The sequence below is a fragment of the Bradyrhizobium sp. CCGUVB23 genome, from assembly GCF_024199885.1.
In the GTDB taxonomy this organism is placed as follows: Bacteria; Pseudomonadota; Alphaproteobacteria; order Rhizobiales; family Xanthobacteraceae; genus Bradyrhizobium.
The window spans coordinates 2,287,370-2,300,501 of record NZ_JANADQ010000001.1 but is presented as its reverse complement, the minus strand read 5'-3'; the positions used below and the strand labels follow the sequence as shown (position 1 = coordinate 2,300,501).

The window sequence follows — 13,132 nt, the reverse complement described above, 5'->3', positions numbered from 1 at the left end:
TGGATTGCACAGCTAGTTCCGTCCGTGTTTGCTTTATCTGGCTAGGAGAACGTGATGAGATTGCTCATACTCACAAACAGCCTCAATTGCTTAGGTGAGAATGATGCACCTCTCGGTAACGCCTTCCGTCGTTCCGGCTGCGAAGTAATCTTCGGCGAGATCAATGCTATTTCGGCAGATGACTATCGCTATTTCACACGAGGAGTGCTGGTACCGAGAAACGGCCAGCTGTACGATCCCGGTTCTGCGGCACAAGGGGATCGAGGCGCATATTTTTTTGATGAATGCCAGCTGATCTGGGTCATGAGACAGCCCCAGGATTGCGTGGCCCGCGATATCTGGCAAATGCTGTGGTTAGCATCCCAACACACGCCTTTCGTCAATAGCATTGAAGGCATGACGTTTCTAAACACAAAACATGCATTGGGCTACGTCGTGCCAAAAGAGAACAGGCCTTTTTCATATACATCGAATGACTTCTCGTTGCTCTGGCAACGCTATCGGAAGAACCCAGATCAGTCGTGGGTTGCCAAGCCGCCAAATGCCTTTTGCGGGCAAAATGTCTTCTTACTTCATCCAAACGGACCAAATGTTCGCGCAATCCTCCAATGCCTTACCGGAAACACCGCCGCGCGACACGTATTCGACTATGGTATAGGCGGCTTCAAGGCTGAGTATGCTGTTCTTCAGCAGTTCATCCCGGAAGTAGCCCAAGGCGAAAAGCGCGTCGTCGTGGCTTGCGGAAAGGCTGTTGCCTGGCATGGTCGGCAACTGCATCCAGACGATCACAGGTCGAATTTAACGCAAGGAGGAAAGCTGATTGAAGTCGATTTACATTCCAGTGAAATCGAACTTGCCGAGTTGATCGGTAAAAAGCTGATGGCACATGGGATCAATTTTATCGGGATTGATATGGCGTATCCCTACATACTTGAAATTAATATTGCGGACCCGGGAGGGCTATACGACGCAAAATTAGTAAGTGGGGTTGATCATTCGGATCAGGTTGCTGAGCTAATCATTGCTCACTTTAAGAAGTATCCTTCTTGAGTAAGCATTGGCCACACCTAATCATCGTGTGGTTCGCAGTGATACGGCCTGGCATGAACTGATCGGTGGGCGACTACCATACTTGATGGTAGGCAGAAAAGGTGATCCCTAGGCGAGAAGAAGGTTGGCCCTCTGGCTGAGGGGTTTGAGGGTGCGGACATCTTTAAGGTGGTGCACGTAATGGCGTTGCCCGGCGGGCTGCTCACGATGTGTCGTCAGGTTGCCGTGGTGGCCTGCGAGGCGCCGAGCGTGCCGATCCAAACTGTCTCCGAGAACAGTGCCGCGGGCTAGTCCGAGCGATGTTTTCGCTAGTCCGAGCGTTGTTTTCGTCGGCTCAGACAAAACCTTGGGAGATCAGGGCGTCCTCTGGCGAGATCGGCAGGGAATCAAGATCGATGTGAACAGGGAACTCACATGGGGCGAGCCGGCCTGAGCTGGCGACGTTTTCAACAGTGCTATCGGTGCTTCGGTGATGGCGCTGCGGCCGACCTTAAGCTGGTGTTCGCGGCACAGCCAGTCGCTCTGATTTGCTCTAAAAAGGGAACCCTTAGATTCCACATTGCCTAGCAGTCCCGCTCAGATGATGCAAGCCAGCGTCATCCCCTTAACACTGTAATCCTACTATCACGCTTGCAGGCGCCCGCCAGACGCGCCATGATCAGTTTAACAACGTGAGGAGCGCTCGTATTCTCCATCTTCAGCGAGGTCAAGAAGGCCGAACGGGTCTTTGCCGACGAAACCACCATGCCGACGCTCGCTCCCGGCTCCGGATCGACGAAGATGGCCTACTTATGGGCCTATGCCCGAGATGACCGAACCTTTGGCCGCAGTGGTCCCCCGATGGTGGCTTATCGCTTTGAAGACAGCCGCTCCGGCGAATGCGCGGTCCGACATCTCCATGGTTATCGGGGCATCCTGCAAGTGGATGGCTATGCCGCCTATGACAAATTGGCGCGCCCCGATCGCGGCAATGATGGCATCACATTGGCTGGCTGCTGGTCACACTGCAGGCGCAAGTTCTACGAGCTGCATGTTGCAGGGAGCTCGAGAGTGGCAACGACGACAATCGAGCGGATGGCAACGCTCTGCTAGGTCGAGAAGACTGTGCGTCGTCATGACCCCGACGCATGCGTTGCCGCGCGCTAGCAGGCCTCCGCGGCGGTCGCCGCAGATCTCTTCGATCTCTGGGAGCAGACCTTGCGGCGGATCTCCAGCAGATCAAAACTGGCCGAGGCGATCCGCTACGCCGTCTTGCGCCGTGCCATCTTCGAACGCTTCCTGACCGATGGTCGCATCGAGCTCGGTTCGAACATCGTCGAACGGGCCATCAGGCCGCAAACAATTACGAGAAAAAAATACTCTCCTCGCTGGTAGTGATGGCGGCGGACGGACCTGGGCGAACGTCGCCACACTCTGCAGACAGCGCAGATGAACCACGTCGATCCGCTCGCCTGGCTCACCCTAACGCTTGAGCGGATCGCCAACGGTTGGCCGAGCAGCCAAATCGACGCGCTTACGCCACGGAACCACGCCGGCTGACGGCCGCAGCTTGCCGCTTACGTATTCTCGTCGCCGCGATGTTTTGAATGCCGGCGACGACGTGCCGCGCAAATTCTACAGACCTCGCCGCAAAACGCAGGAGTTCTGCGCCGAGAGAGGCTAAATTGACTAGATTAAGGTTGCGCACGAAATAATATCTGCATCGAAGATTCGAGTTTCTCGAACTACGATTGCTAGCGCGAGACCTAAAGTAGGGCGCGGTGATCACCGAAAGCAATTGTCCTTATGCACCGGACGTGGGGCCCAAGCGTCGACTTCCTGTCTCAATCGTGCGGTGCCGCTGCACCGGTCGTACCCGCGGGAGCCTCGCTGCTTTTTTTGTTGAGAGTGCCGGAGTGCTACACTTTTATGCTACACGTTTCGGAAAGCACAGGAGGAAAGTTCAAATGCGGGGCTTGATCTCGCTGGGACGATTTGCAGGCTGGCCATTCTATTCACCGGCCGTGCATTCTTCTAGCGCGCGGCCAGTCGTTGCTGGTGACTTGGCACGGCGCCTCGCACGTTTGATTTGGTCTGTTTCAGAGAGATCTTAAAATGCTCAGCGTTGACAATTTTCGGTATTTGCACAGCGAGGTGACCGAGTGGCGTCGTTATCTCCACCGACATCCCGAGCTAGACTATCGCTTACACACGACTGCAAGCTTTGTAATGGAGAAGCTAGCTTCCTTCGGCATCAATCACATTGAAACGGGGATAGCCGAAACCGGTATCGTGGCTTTGATTCACGGTGAGGGCGGAGACGGTCCGACGATCGGATTAAGGGCCGATATGGACGCTCTGCCAATACTCGAGGCATCGAACAAGCCGTGGTCGTCCGAGACGCCCGGCAAGATGCACGGTTGTGGCCATGACGGCCACACAGCTATGCTCCTCGGCGCCGCGAAGTACCTTGCCAGAAGGCGCAAGTTCAGGGGCTGCGTTGCACTAATCTTTCAACCGGCGGAAGAAGTGCTACCATCGGGCGCCAAAAGGATGGTCCACGAAGGGGTCATGGATCGTTTCGGTATCTCCCAGATTTTTGGCATGCACAATTCTCCCGGCTTGGAGATCGGAAGATTCGCAATTGGTCACGGCCCAACTCTGGCGTCGCTTGACGACTTCGATCTCGTTGTGACCGGCAAGGGGGGGCATGCGGCCAATCCGAGCCAGACCATCGATCCAATCGTCATTGCTGCACAAATTGTTGTGGGGTTGCAGACTTTAGTCTCGCGGAACACGAACCCGCTTGAGGCGCTCGTGATCTCCATCACTAAGCTAAACGCAGGCACCGCTTACAACATCATTCCCGGCTCCGCAGAAATGGGCGGTACTGTCAGGACTTTCTCATCTGAGCTGCGAACTTTCGCTGAGCAACAGATCTTAGCGTTAGCTCAGGGCGTTGCGCGCGGATTTGGGGGGGGGGTCGAGTTCAAGTACCGGCGCGATTGTCCTGTCACCTTCAATCATCCCGAGGGGACTCATCTCGCAGTTCAGGCCGCGCGTACCCTCGTGGGATCTGAATCCGTGGATGACAAGATGAAGCCGAGGATGGGATCTGAGGATTTCGCCTACATGCTTGAGGCACGGCCGGGTGCTTACATTTTACTTGGTAATGGTCCGACCGCCTCCCTCCACAACCCGGAGTATGATTTCAACGACGAAGCGTTGCCTTATGGCATTGGCTACTGGGCCAACCTCGTCGAGACGGCGCTAGCCGTCTAAAAGGCGGCAGAGCTTTGCAAACGACCGCAGCTGCCAATGGAAGCGCGATTTGATGTGCCGGGTGATCGTACGTCTGTTCCTGAAACCAGCGCAGATAACGCATTGTCCAGCCCTTGCGGGGATAGATGCGGCCGTTTTTGAGCATGAACGCGCTCACCTGTTGCCGGTGGACCGGCAGCGCTTCAACCGCTGCCGGTCGGGCGTGAACGAGATCGCTCATCGCCTCGTGGCCGTCATTGGGAACTCATACCGCCGTCAGTTCACCGGCCCGTAGCAGTCGCGCGAGAGGAACGGCGTCTCGGCGGTTCTCTTCACCCGATCGCCTAGCTTCCTTGGGATCAACGATGGCGCCACCACCGTGCATTTCATGGCCGAGGGCCCGGATCAGGCGATAAAGACCATAGCCAGCCGGGCCGGCACCGTGATAGAAGTGGACGTGGTCAAATCGGTTGGTCGATCCGCACTATGACGCGGCGCATGTTGGTGGGCATCGGCCTCGCCGTAAGAAGCGCACCTCTCCTTCCCGGCCTGCATCAGCGATCGCGACGGCATTTCTCAGATTGGCCACATCGATTCCGACAAACGCTTCCCTATAATCTGCCATGGCTCGTCCTGCAGTGATGAGGATCGGCTCGGTCCGCCCGAGTAACCCTCGGACGCGCAGTGTAGGGCGAGTCACCTCACCGGCGGAGGCGGACATGCGGTCTTACAATACACTCAACACACCAATGACGCGGGCGCAAGTCGCGTCCTGCCACAAACATGATGGCGCGAGCTGAAAGTGGAGGTCAATGATAGTTCGATTCATATTGAGAATCGTGAAGCCAAATTTCAGTTCCACTCGTTCAGAGTTGTAGTCAGGCGCCGCAAACCCTTACCGAGTAGTTCAAGATCGACGCCGTAGGAAAGCCGGAGACCGGATGGATCGCCAAAGGCGGTGCCCGAAACTGTTGCGACGCCAGCGTTCATTAGTAACGCATCAGCGATGTCATCGGGGTTGAATTCGCAGCCATTGGCCGTCGGACGCCGCTGGAAACCGCTGAGATCGAGGTAGAAAAACAATCCGCCTTGGGCAGCAGGCGGGGATACCAGTTTCAGATCTGAAAGAATCGAGAGCCCGAGTACTCGCGCGTCCGAAATGTGGCGCTGCAATTTCAATTCGAAGGCAGAGTCGCCAGAGTTGAGGTGATACAGTAGCGCATGCTGCGCAATGACATTGGGGTTCGATGTTGTATGGGTTTGTAGCGCCTTAACCGCACTGACAACAGCTTTGGGCCCAGCGATATAGCCAATCCGCCAGCCAGTGAGGGCCAACGACGTCGAAAAGGAATTGACGATCAATATGCGATCGCGTGCCTGGGGCGCCACCGATAGGATCGAATGATGCAAATGTGGGGGATGAACGAAAGCTCCGTAGGATTCGTCGAAGATTATCCAGAAGTTCCGATCCCTCGCGAGTTGGGCAATCCCACTAAGGGTGTCGCGGTCGTAGACTGTGCCTGTCGGATTGTTTGGCGTGTTGACCACGACCGCTTTGGTTCTCGATGTAATGGCCGCGGCAAGATCCGTAAGCCTCGGCACGTAATTGTTGTGTCGACTTTCGACAAAGATCGGCGTCCCGCCGGCAATAATTACCTGTGTGGGAAAAGTCGTCCAGTAGGGGGCGGGGATCAGTACTTCGTCACCGGGATTTAGAAGGGCCAGGGCCGCATTGAAGAGCGCCTGCTTGGCGCCGCTCGTCACAGCGATTTCGTCTGCCGACCATGGCTGAGCCGTCTCAGCGGAAAGCTTGCGAGCAAGTGCATGGCGCAGCGCCAGCAGCCCGATCTGGTCGGTATAGCAGTTGAGGTTGCCGTTGATCGCTGCAATCGCGCCCTCGCGCACGGATGGAGCGAGTTCGCTCCAGATCTCTTCTGCGGTCAGATCAATGATATCCTCGCCGCGTGCAGTACCCTCCTTTCCGGCGGTCCTGATCGCAGTTTGGCCCCACAATTTGACCAAAGCTGTCCGGTGCGCCAACAAGAGCGCTCGCCCCTAAATTTTGTGGGATCGTTGCTGGGCGGCCGCAGATCTGTCGGATTTGCAGCAAAAGTAACACCGGAATTGATCTAAAACACACATCAGAGCCCCTTCTTGATTGTTTCTGGCCGCCGAATGAATTCGGTGCTTTTCCTCGGTGCCTGGCCGCCGAGCAAGTTGATGGGACCGAAGTAGGTCGTGTAATAGGGCTGTCGCGCCATCAAATCTCCACGTGCTGCGCTGCGGGGTTCAATGGCGGACAACGATGAAATGGGTGCATGGCTCCAGTTCGTCGAAACTGCATGTGTCCAGTGGCGCATGAGGAGCTAGCTTTTTTGGTCATCGGGTTGGAGATATCGCGCTTCGGCACGGACGAGTTCGTCGTACCCCAATAGATCGAAAATCTCAGCAAGCGTCGCAATATGGGGCTCAATACTCGCGATCCCTTCCCTAGCCATGATCCGAGCGCAGACCCTGCGCATACCAATATTGCGGCTCGCATGGAGTGGTTGGCCCAGATCACCGTGGAAATGCGCGCCTCGCGATATGCAGAGACCGGCGTTTGATAGTACTTTGTTGGGATGATCACGACGGGTAGTCGGTTCCGCCAGGCACTCGCAAATTCAAAGATCTCTTCCGCGGTACTCTTTCGCGAGTGAATGAGAGTCGCGTCGGCCCCCGCGTCGGCGTAAGCGTGAGCGCGCGAAACCGCTTCGTCTATTTCACGACCGACAATCAGCGCTTCGATCCCTGCGACGAGAACCAACTCTCGCCCAACTGTATCCCTCACTGCTCGCAGACGGCCCGAGAACTCACCGATGTCGGCGAGGACATGCCGCTGGCAGGAGTTCATTTTCGGAAAACAGCTGTCCTGCAGCGCGAGGGCGGCAGCCCCACGTTGCCGGAGTTTGCGTGCTAGGAGACGCGCATTGTTAAAATTGCCGAAGCCGGTATCGCCGTCAACGAGCACCGGCAGCTCGCTCGAGTCCACGATGCGTTCGAGCACGTCGACGAGTTGGCTCCAAGAGGCCTCGTTGGCATCGCGGTAGCCAAGAGAGGACGCAATTGACCGACCAGAAGCCCAGAGTGCTTTAAAACCTGCGCGCTGGGCGATCGCTCCCGAAAGTCCGTCATGGGCTTCCATAAGAAAGGAGAGGTGATCGTTCGAGCAAATCTGAGGTCGGAGCATATCGTCGGGTGGCGAGTTCGCACCTCGATCGGAGTCGGTTGCGCGAACAGATCTATGTTGCATGCCGAGTATCCTAGGAGGCGTGACCTGCGCTGCATTAACTAAGCACTTATTGGCACGTGTCCGTGATCCCGATCAATTGCTAGCGTTGGTAGTTGACTGGCGCACAAATCGTTGGATGTCGACAACGAGGAGCACACAATTCCGATCCTTCAGTGGGTCGGGGGGCGATTGATTGCGTAACCAAAAATGGGGCAGCGATGCAGGCATCGTGCGATGCAAATCGGTCAAGAGCTTCGACCGCTCGCGAGCGTGCAGCCTCCAGCTTTGCTCAGCCTTTGGGAGTGCGAGGAGGAATCCGTGTGCCGTGTTTCAATTTCGTCTACGGATGTCGGGGCTGACGCAAACCGCGCTGTTGCAGTTCCGACGTAAGTCGCAGTGCTTAAAGTCGGTCAAAATCTGGCGATCCCTTCAAGTGCTTGTATTGACGACGAATTGTCGCGTGGGCCGCGAGTGGTATGACACTTGCTGCGCTCATCTCAGAGCCTTGCAAAGTTTTGGAGAAGCGTATGCACAGCGTCATCTGGATCAAACAGGTTCCCGAGTCCGTTCGAAATCGCGTGCAGCCTCTCACCAATATCAGCGCGCGCCCGCGCGGTGACGGTCATCGTTCGCCTCGAACGGCGCTTGTTGGAAGGGGGGCCGGACCTGCGCGAGGAGTTCGACGGCGAAATCACCGTCCTCGCAGTAGGACCCGCAGACGGATCGGATTCCTTTCCGAAGGTATTGTCCTCATACGAGCCTGCCGTGCTCTTCGCCGATTCCGCATTCGCCGATGCCGGCTCACGGCCGATCAACTATGCGCGGGCAGCCGCGATCCTCAAGAAGTTGCAGGAGATATAGTCCCGCCGAGCTTATTGTCGATCGCAAGCAGATCGTCAATCGTGAGTTCAAACAGCCTGAGCCCGGCATCAGATGGTCCTGCGCACTGCAGCTCGCGCCGCTGGTCAAAATTGGGGCGGAGAGTCTCGCCGCGCCAGCGATCAAGCGACCGGCTGATGCTCGACTGGCGGATCGGGGACCGTCAAGGCCGTTTACTCTATGGCGGAATATCGGCCCAGGCGTGTCACGCGCGATCTACCATCGGTCGGACATCAAGGGAACTACGGGGACACTGCCATCTAAGTCGGCGGAAACGCGAGGACGTTCCGACTTCGCCTGTATCGCCAGCGTATGCAGATCTTACCCGGGCTGCGAGCCGTTTGCGATCCGCGGCTATCGCGGCATTCGCGCGACCACATTGCGAACGGGAAGAAGTCGCGAGCTAATCTGCGTCTGAAACGAGTTCAGTTGAATGGCGTATAGCGGCCTTCTGGCGATCGCGTGAGGCGCCAAATGAATCTCTTTAGCTTCGTCGAATGCGCGAACCAAACGCAATCTCTGAAAGCTCTGTTTGATCTGCTTGTGAACTGTGCAAGCGAAGAGGGCTTCACTGAGGTCGCTTACGGAGCGCTCACGTTCGCGGAGCCGCTTCGTCTACCGGGGTGCCCACCGCCTCTGGTGGCTATGAAGGCTCCGCCAGACTGGTGTCAACGCTATTTGGAACGCAAGTACTATACCGTCGATCCGGTGGTACGGCGGACACCGATGTTTGCGGGACCATTTCTATGGGACGAACTCGCCAAGGAATATCAGCTGCAGGCGTGTGAGCAACGCGTACTAGACGAGGCCAGAGAGGCAGGCCTGAAGCGTGGCATCAGCGTGCCACTATTTGGGCCATCAGGCCGGATATCTGTGGTGTCGTTCGCGTCCCGTTTTGATGATGCCGATCCTCAGGGGAATGTGAGGCGTCTCAACGCGTTGGCTTGGCACTTCCATGTTGCATTTGCGGACATCGCAAAGCCCACCGACAGTGCCTGCGATAGGAAAGTGACCCTATCGGAGCGCGAAAAGGATTGCCTACGATGGGTGGCGGAGGGAAAATCGTCCTGGGAAATCGGTAAGATACTGAATGTTAGTGAGAATACAGTGAATTTTCATCTTAAGAACGCAATACGAAAGCTCGGCACGGCGAACCGGACTCAAGGCCTCGTAAAGGCACTTCGCCTTGGTCTTATTGAATTTTCGGCGCCCGCGTTGGCAACGCCGATGGTCGCCTAGCTGGTTTCGCGTCCGCTCGCAAGGCTCCCCATGAATGTGGTGAACTGAAATCTCAGAAGGAACACGCCTCGCGGCAGTATGGCCTCAAACGGCTGCGCTTGTCGCCATGAATCGCCGCGAACGTCTATTGGGTCGTGACTTGATCGATTGGCGCTGCCATTCATTCGGCCGGCGCCAGCAGACCAGCCGTGCCTTGCTGGTGAGGATTTTCCGTACTCGCAGCATCACTTAGCGAGAGGCACTTTGAATGGTCTTTCCTGAGCTTTACGCGCGGCATCGAGTGCGTGGAAAATGCCTTAGATGCAGATCGTCCGGTATTCCACACTTGCCGGAGAGCCGCCTAATGAGAATGACGTCCGCTTTCGCCATGATTGCCGAATGCAAACGCCGGGATTCATGGCGCCTTGCGCGGTCGGTGTCGTTCAGCACTTCCGCACCGACCTCTCCCAGGACCCTCAAAACGAGAAGGCAAGGGGTGCCTACACTCAAATGAATACCTCAAAGAGCCCCGGCCCAAGGGTCGGAGCTCTCGATCGCGATTGCAGGTGAGAAGATCGTTATTTGAAGACCACGGGCCAGCCAAACTTGTAATTGAGCCGCGCGGTCACGAGATCGAAATCTTGACGGATGCGATCGTTCCCAAGCGTACCACCTCCAGCGGCTGCGAAGCTCACGTCGCTGGTCGGCATGAATACGTGGTCATACTCAACACCAGCTGACCAGTTCGGCGTCAGGTTGATCTCGAGCCCCGCACCAGCGACGCCCCCCCAACGCGTGGTGTCCGCGCTGCCAAGCGGCGTGCCTGGCGAAACGGAGTTGATCTGATAGTTGCTGCTCACCACGGCGGCGCCCCCTTTCGCGTAGAGCAGCATGTTGCTGATGGCATACCCGATCTGGCCGGTGATCAAGCCGAACGAGTCGATCCTCGTGTGATTGCTGTTGGCCGGAAAGGCCGTGCTGACATTGGAGCCGTTGAAATCGGCCCAGTTGCCCTGGCCTTCGACGCCAAGCACTGCCTGGCCGATCTGCCAGCGATAACCGATCTGCCCACCGAGCGTACCGCCGCTTGCGTCGTGGGAGCCCTCAGGGGTCGTGCCTGCGAAATCCCAGGAGTTGTGGCTCGAACCCCAGCCGCCGTTGATACCAGCATAGAAACCACTCCAGTCGTAGAGCGCGACCGCGACCGGTGCGGGCGGCGGTGGCGCCTTGGTGTAGACCGGCTGTGCAGCGAGATCCGCAGCGAATGCAGGCGCCGCAGCGCTGAGTGCGACGATGCTCGCAGTCATAAGCAACAAGTTCTTCATTTCGAGCTTCATTTCCTTTAGAGGGCCCCCGGCCGCGCGCGTCATAACAGCGCCAACGCGAATTGCTGTAACTGCGGCGCAACATTCACTCTCAAAGAATCGGCTTGATTCTGACGCTGCGTGAGGTTGTACGCTTGAATATCACTAACAATGAACGCAGCGATCTGTATCAGATGCGTACAGGAAGTTTCGACAATGTAATTGGTGGCCGTGGGTCGAAGCTCGTTGACGAAGGACGGCCACGGTATGCTTTCGGTGATGGACAACAATTGGAGTGCGGCACGAGTGAATTTAGATGTCAATGACAACTCGTGTGCTTTCGTCGAAATTGTCGTGTCCATCTGTGAGAGGATAAGCGCGGCGAGGATGCCGTGCTGTATCGGCAACTGGTTCGTGGAGTGCTGCGCGGTGGGTCATCACCGCCTCAATCGTACCGACAGGGCCGCGCGCCGAAATGATTCCCTATACTGAACCGGACTAGCAGCTCGATAATGCTTTGCTGCATGCGCAGCAGCGAATGTTAGAGTGCCGATGATCGGTGCGCCTTCGGCCCTTCGGACACAGCGATGTCTGAGATGGATGGAGCGCCGCTCGCAGGTCCTCCGATGGGATCGTGAACCTGGCGATGCACTTTTCGGGAGCGACTGCCTTTTCTATCTGATTCCTACCGGTCCAATTTGCGCCACGGGATGAGCATGCTGACTTGTTTTTTGTATTGGCCGTACTGCTCCCCAAACAGCTGGAGAAGATCCTGCTCTTCGAAGAAAATCCCGACAAAGATGTAGGTGGTGGTCACGGCTGCAAACAGTAAATGCCCGATTGTCATCACTGGCGCGGCCCAGAACGCGATGATGAAGCCGAGATAGATCGGATGTCGCACGAATTTGTAGTACAGCGGCGTCCGGAACTGCTGCGCCGCTATGCCGCGCCCCCTGAGATTGGCGATAACGTGACGCAGTCCGAACAATTCAAAATGATCGATCAGGAACGTGCTGGCGAACACCAGCGTCCAGCCGATGAATGATAGGGTTCCAATCATTACGGATACGTCGGGGTCCTCGACGTGCCAAATAACCGCCGGAAGCGGCCGCCACTGCCAGAATAGCAACATGAGGCAAAGGCTCGCGATTAGCACGTAAGTACTTCGTTCGATGTAGTTCGGCACATATCGTGTCCACCGGTTCTTGAACCACTTGCGCGCCATGCCGGTGTGCTGGATGGCAAACAGAGCCATCAACAACGTGTTTATGGAAAGCGCATCGACGACGGACGTGTGAGGCCCCGTGTCAATCGTCTTTGGTACGCCTATGCCGCTTACAAAGCCGGCAGTGTAGACAATGGTGACAAGAAAAGCCGCATAAGCGAGCAAGCCGTATAGAAGAGCGATCAATCGTAATGATCGAATCTGGGAAGCTGCTTGGCCTATGGAGTTCACTTTAAGCATGGATTGACTCCGCTTTCAGGAAACGGCTTGCCTAGGGCAGCGCGGCGCTGAAGCATCTTGAAAATCACGCGATCAAAGCCTCGCGGTCCTCCACATACACGTAATGCAGCTTGTGCGGCCAAATGCCTCAAATATCATCAAAGCACCGCCCGCCCCTGTGCAGAGAGCGGAGGTGCAACGAAGGAAAAGCACGGTGTGATTATCTCAGAACGATGGTAACAAGTAGGTCTCACCATGAACTCCTGGCGCCCTGCGGTGCGAGCAACATTGGCTACGGGGCCTTCGTCCTGATCCCAGCAAAGGGCGTGCCGATCGCGGAAGAGCGGAGCATCTTGCCCCGACGCGAGAACGCGCGTGCTAGCGGCGGCCCCAAACGAAGAATGCGGAGGCTTGTTGGATTTCTGACATCGCCGTAGCCACCGAATACGGTTGGCAAATGGGCGCCTATGTGACGCCAGCCACCCCTCACGCCTCGCCTGCGCGAGTTTTGACGATGATGCTCCCTATAGCGACTCGGTTGTAGTTCTCTAATACGCTTCATCGCTTGATGCGCCGGTGGCGCTCGAGTTGGCATGGTCCGGAGTTCCAACACCTTTCCTCGTCAACGGGATTGACTCCGTCAGCCGGCGAAGCATGCCGCCGATTTTTGAATCGCTCATCGCGCGGGATGAGACCCGCGGCATGGTGGTGCGGCATGGCTTTGCT

9 protein-coding genes and 2 pseudogenes are annotated in these 13,132 nt (G+C 56.7%); 5 read left to right on the top strand and 6 right to left on the bottom strand.

Annotated features, from left to right (window positions below):
- Nucleotides 1-54 precede the first annotated feature (54 nt).
- From NLN62_RS10630 to NLN62_RS10620, 3 genes and pseudogenes are all read left to right on the top strand, one after another.
- Nucleotides 55-1,050 (top strand): RimK family alpha-L-glutamate ligase, encoded by a 996-nt coding sequence (locus tag NLN62_RS10630; protein WP_254108721.1) that lies wholly within the window; start codon nt 55-57, stop codon nt 1,048-1,050.
- 693 nt (nt 1,051-1,743) lie between these two features.
- A pseudogene (locus NLN62_RS10625) lies at nt 1,744-2,589 on the top strand (IS66 family transposase); the annotation flags it as partial.
- Nucleotides 2,590-3,144: 555 nt separating this feature from the next.
- Nucleotides 3,145-4,311 carry a M20 aminoacylase family protein gene (locus tag NLN62_RS10620; RefSeq protein ID WP_254108720.1) on the top strand — a complete coding sequence of 389 codons (1,167 nt, stop codon included), beginning with the start codon at nt 3,145-3,147 and terminating at the stop codon, nt 4,309-4,311.
- A 40-nt stretch (nt 4,312-4,351) separates the two neighbouring features.
- On the opposite strand, the pseudogene NLN62_RS10615 reads toward NLN62_RS10620, so the two are convergent.
- The 3 genes and pseudogenes from NLN62_RS10615 to NLN62_RS10605 form a co-directional block, all read right to left on the bottom strand.
- Nucleotides 4,352-4,915 (bottom strand): annotated as a pseudogene (locus NLN62_RS10615) (IS110 family transposase); the annotation flags it as partial.
- 227 nt (nt 4,916-5,142) lie between these two features.
- On the bottom strand, nt 5,143-6,330 hold the full coding sequence (locus tag NLN62_RS10610; protein ID WP_254108719.1) for an aminotransferase class I/II-fold pyridoxal phosphate-dependent enzyme: 1,188 nt from the start codon (nt 6,328-6,330) through the stop codon (nt 5,143-5,145).
- A 220-nt stretch (nt 6,331-6,550) separates the two neighbouring features.
- The gene (locus NLN62_RS10605) at nt 6,551-7,474 is read right to left on the bottom strand and encodes an isocitrate lyase/phosphoenolpyruvate mutase family protein (RefSeq protein ID WP_371932955.1); all 924 of its coding nucleotides are present in this window, start codon (nt 7,472-7,474) and stop codon (nt 6,551-6,553) included.
- Nucleotides 7,475-8,176: 702 nt separating this feature from the next.
- Here NLN62_RS10605 and NLN62_RS10600 point away from each other — a divergent pair.
- Complete coding sequence (locus tag NLN62_RS10600; RefSeq protein WP_254108718.1) at nt 8,177-8,422, top strand: hypothetical protein; 246 nt, start codon at nt 8,177-8,179, stop codon at nt 8,420-8,422.
- A 492-nt stretch (nt 8,423-8,914) separates the two neighbouring features.
- Nucleotides 8,915-9,679 (top strand): LuxR family transcriptional regulator, encoded by a 765-nt coding sequence (locus tag NLN62_RS10595; protein ID WP_254108717.1) that lies wholly within the window; start codon nt 8,915-8,917, stop codon nt 9,677-9,679.
- Nucleotides 9,680-10,236: 557 nt separating this feature from the next.
- Here the strand turns inward: NLN62_RS10595 and NLN62_RS10590 are convergent.
- The 3 genes from NLN62_RS10590 to mddA form a co-directional block, all read right to left on the bottom strand.
- Nucleotides 10,237-10,983 carry an outer membrane protein gene (locus NLN62_RS10590; RefSeq protein ID WP_254113428.1) on the bottom strand — a complete coding sequence of 249 codons (747 nt, stop codon included), beginning with the start codon at nt 10,981-10,983 and terminating at the stop codon, nt 10,237-10,239.
- 41 nt (nt 10,984-11,024) lie between these two features.
- On the bottom strand, nt 11,025-11,285 hold the full coding sequence (locus NLN62_RS10585) for a hypothetical protein (RefSeq protein ID WP_254108716.1): 261 nt from the start codon (nt 11,283-11,285) through the stop codon (nt 11,025-11,027).
- Between the two features lie 362 nt (nt 11,286-11,647).
- Nucleotides 11,648-12,427 (bottom strand): methanethiol S-methyltransferase, encoded by a 780-nt coding sequence (gene mddA, locus NLN62_RS10580; protein WP_254108715.1) that lies wholly within the window; start codon nt 12,425-12,427, stop codon nt 11,648-11,650.
- Between the last annotated feature and the right edge of the window lie 705 nt (nt 12,428-13,132).

Coding starts and splice junctions, on each gene's coding strand:
- NLN62_RS10590 (WP_254113428.1), bottom strand. CDS start 10,983: ATGAAGAACTTGTTGCTTATGACTGCGAGCATCGTCGCACTCAGCGCT.
- NLN62_RS10620 (WP_254108720.1), top strand. CDS start 3,145: ATGCTCAGCGTTGACAATTTTCGGTATTTGCACAGCGAGGTGACCGAG.
- NLN62_RS10605 (WP_371932955.1), bottom strand. CDS start 7,474: ATGGAAGCCCATGACGGACTTTCGGGAGCGATCGCCCAGCGCGCAGGT.
- NLN62_RS10630 (WP_254108721.1), top strand. CDS start 55: ATGAGATTGCTCATACTCACAAACAGCCTCAATTGCTTAGGTGAGAAT.
- NLN62_RS10595 (WP_254108717.1), top strand. CDS start 8,915: ATGAATCTCTTTAGCTTCGTCGAATGCGCGAACCAAACGCAATCTCTG.
- mddA (WP_254108715.1), bottom strand. CDS start 12,427: ATGCTTAAAGTGAACTCCATAGGCCAAGCAGCTTCCCAGATTCGATCA.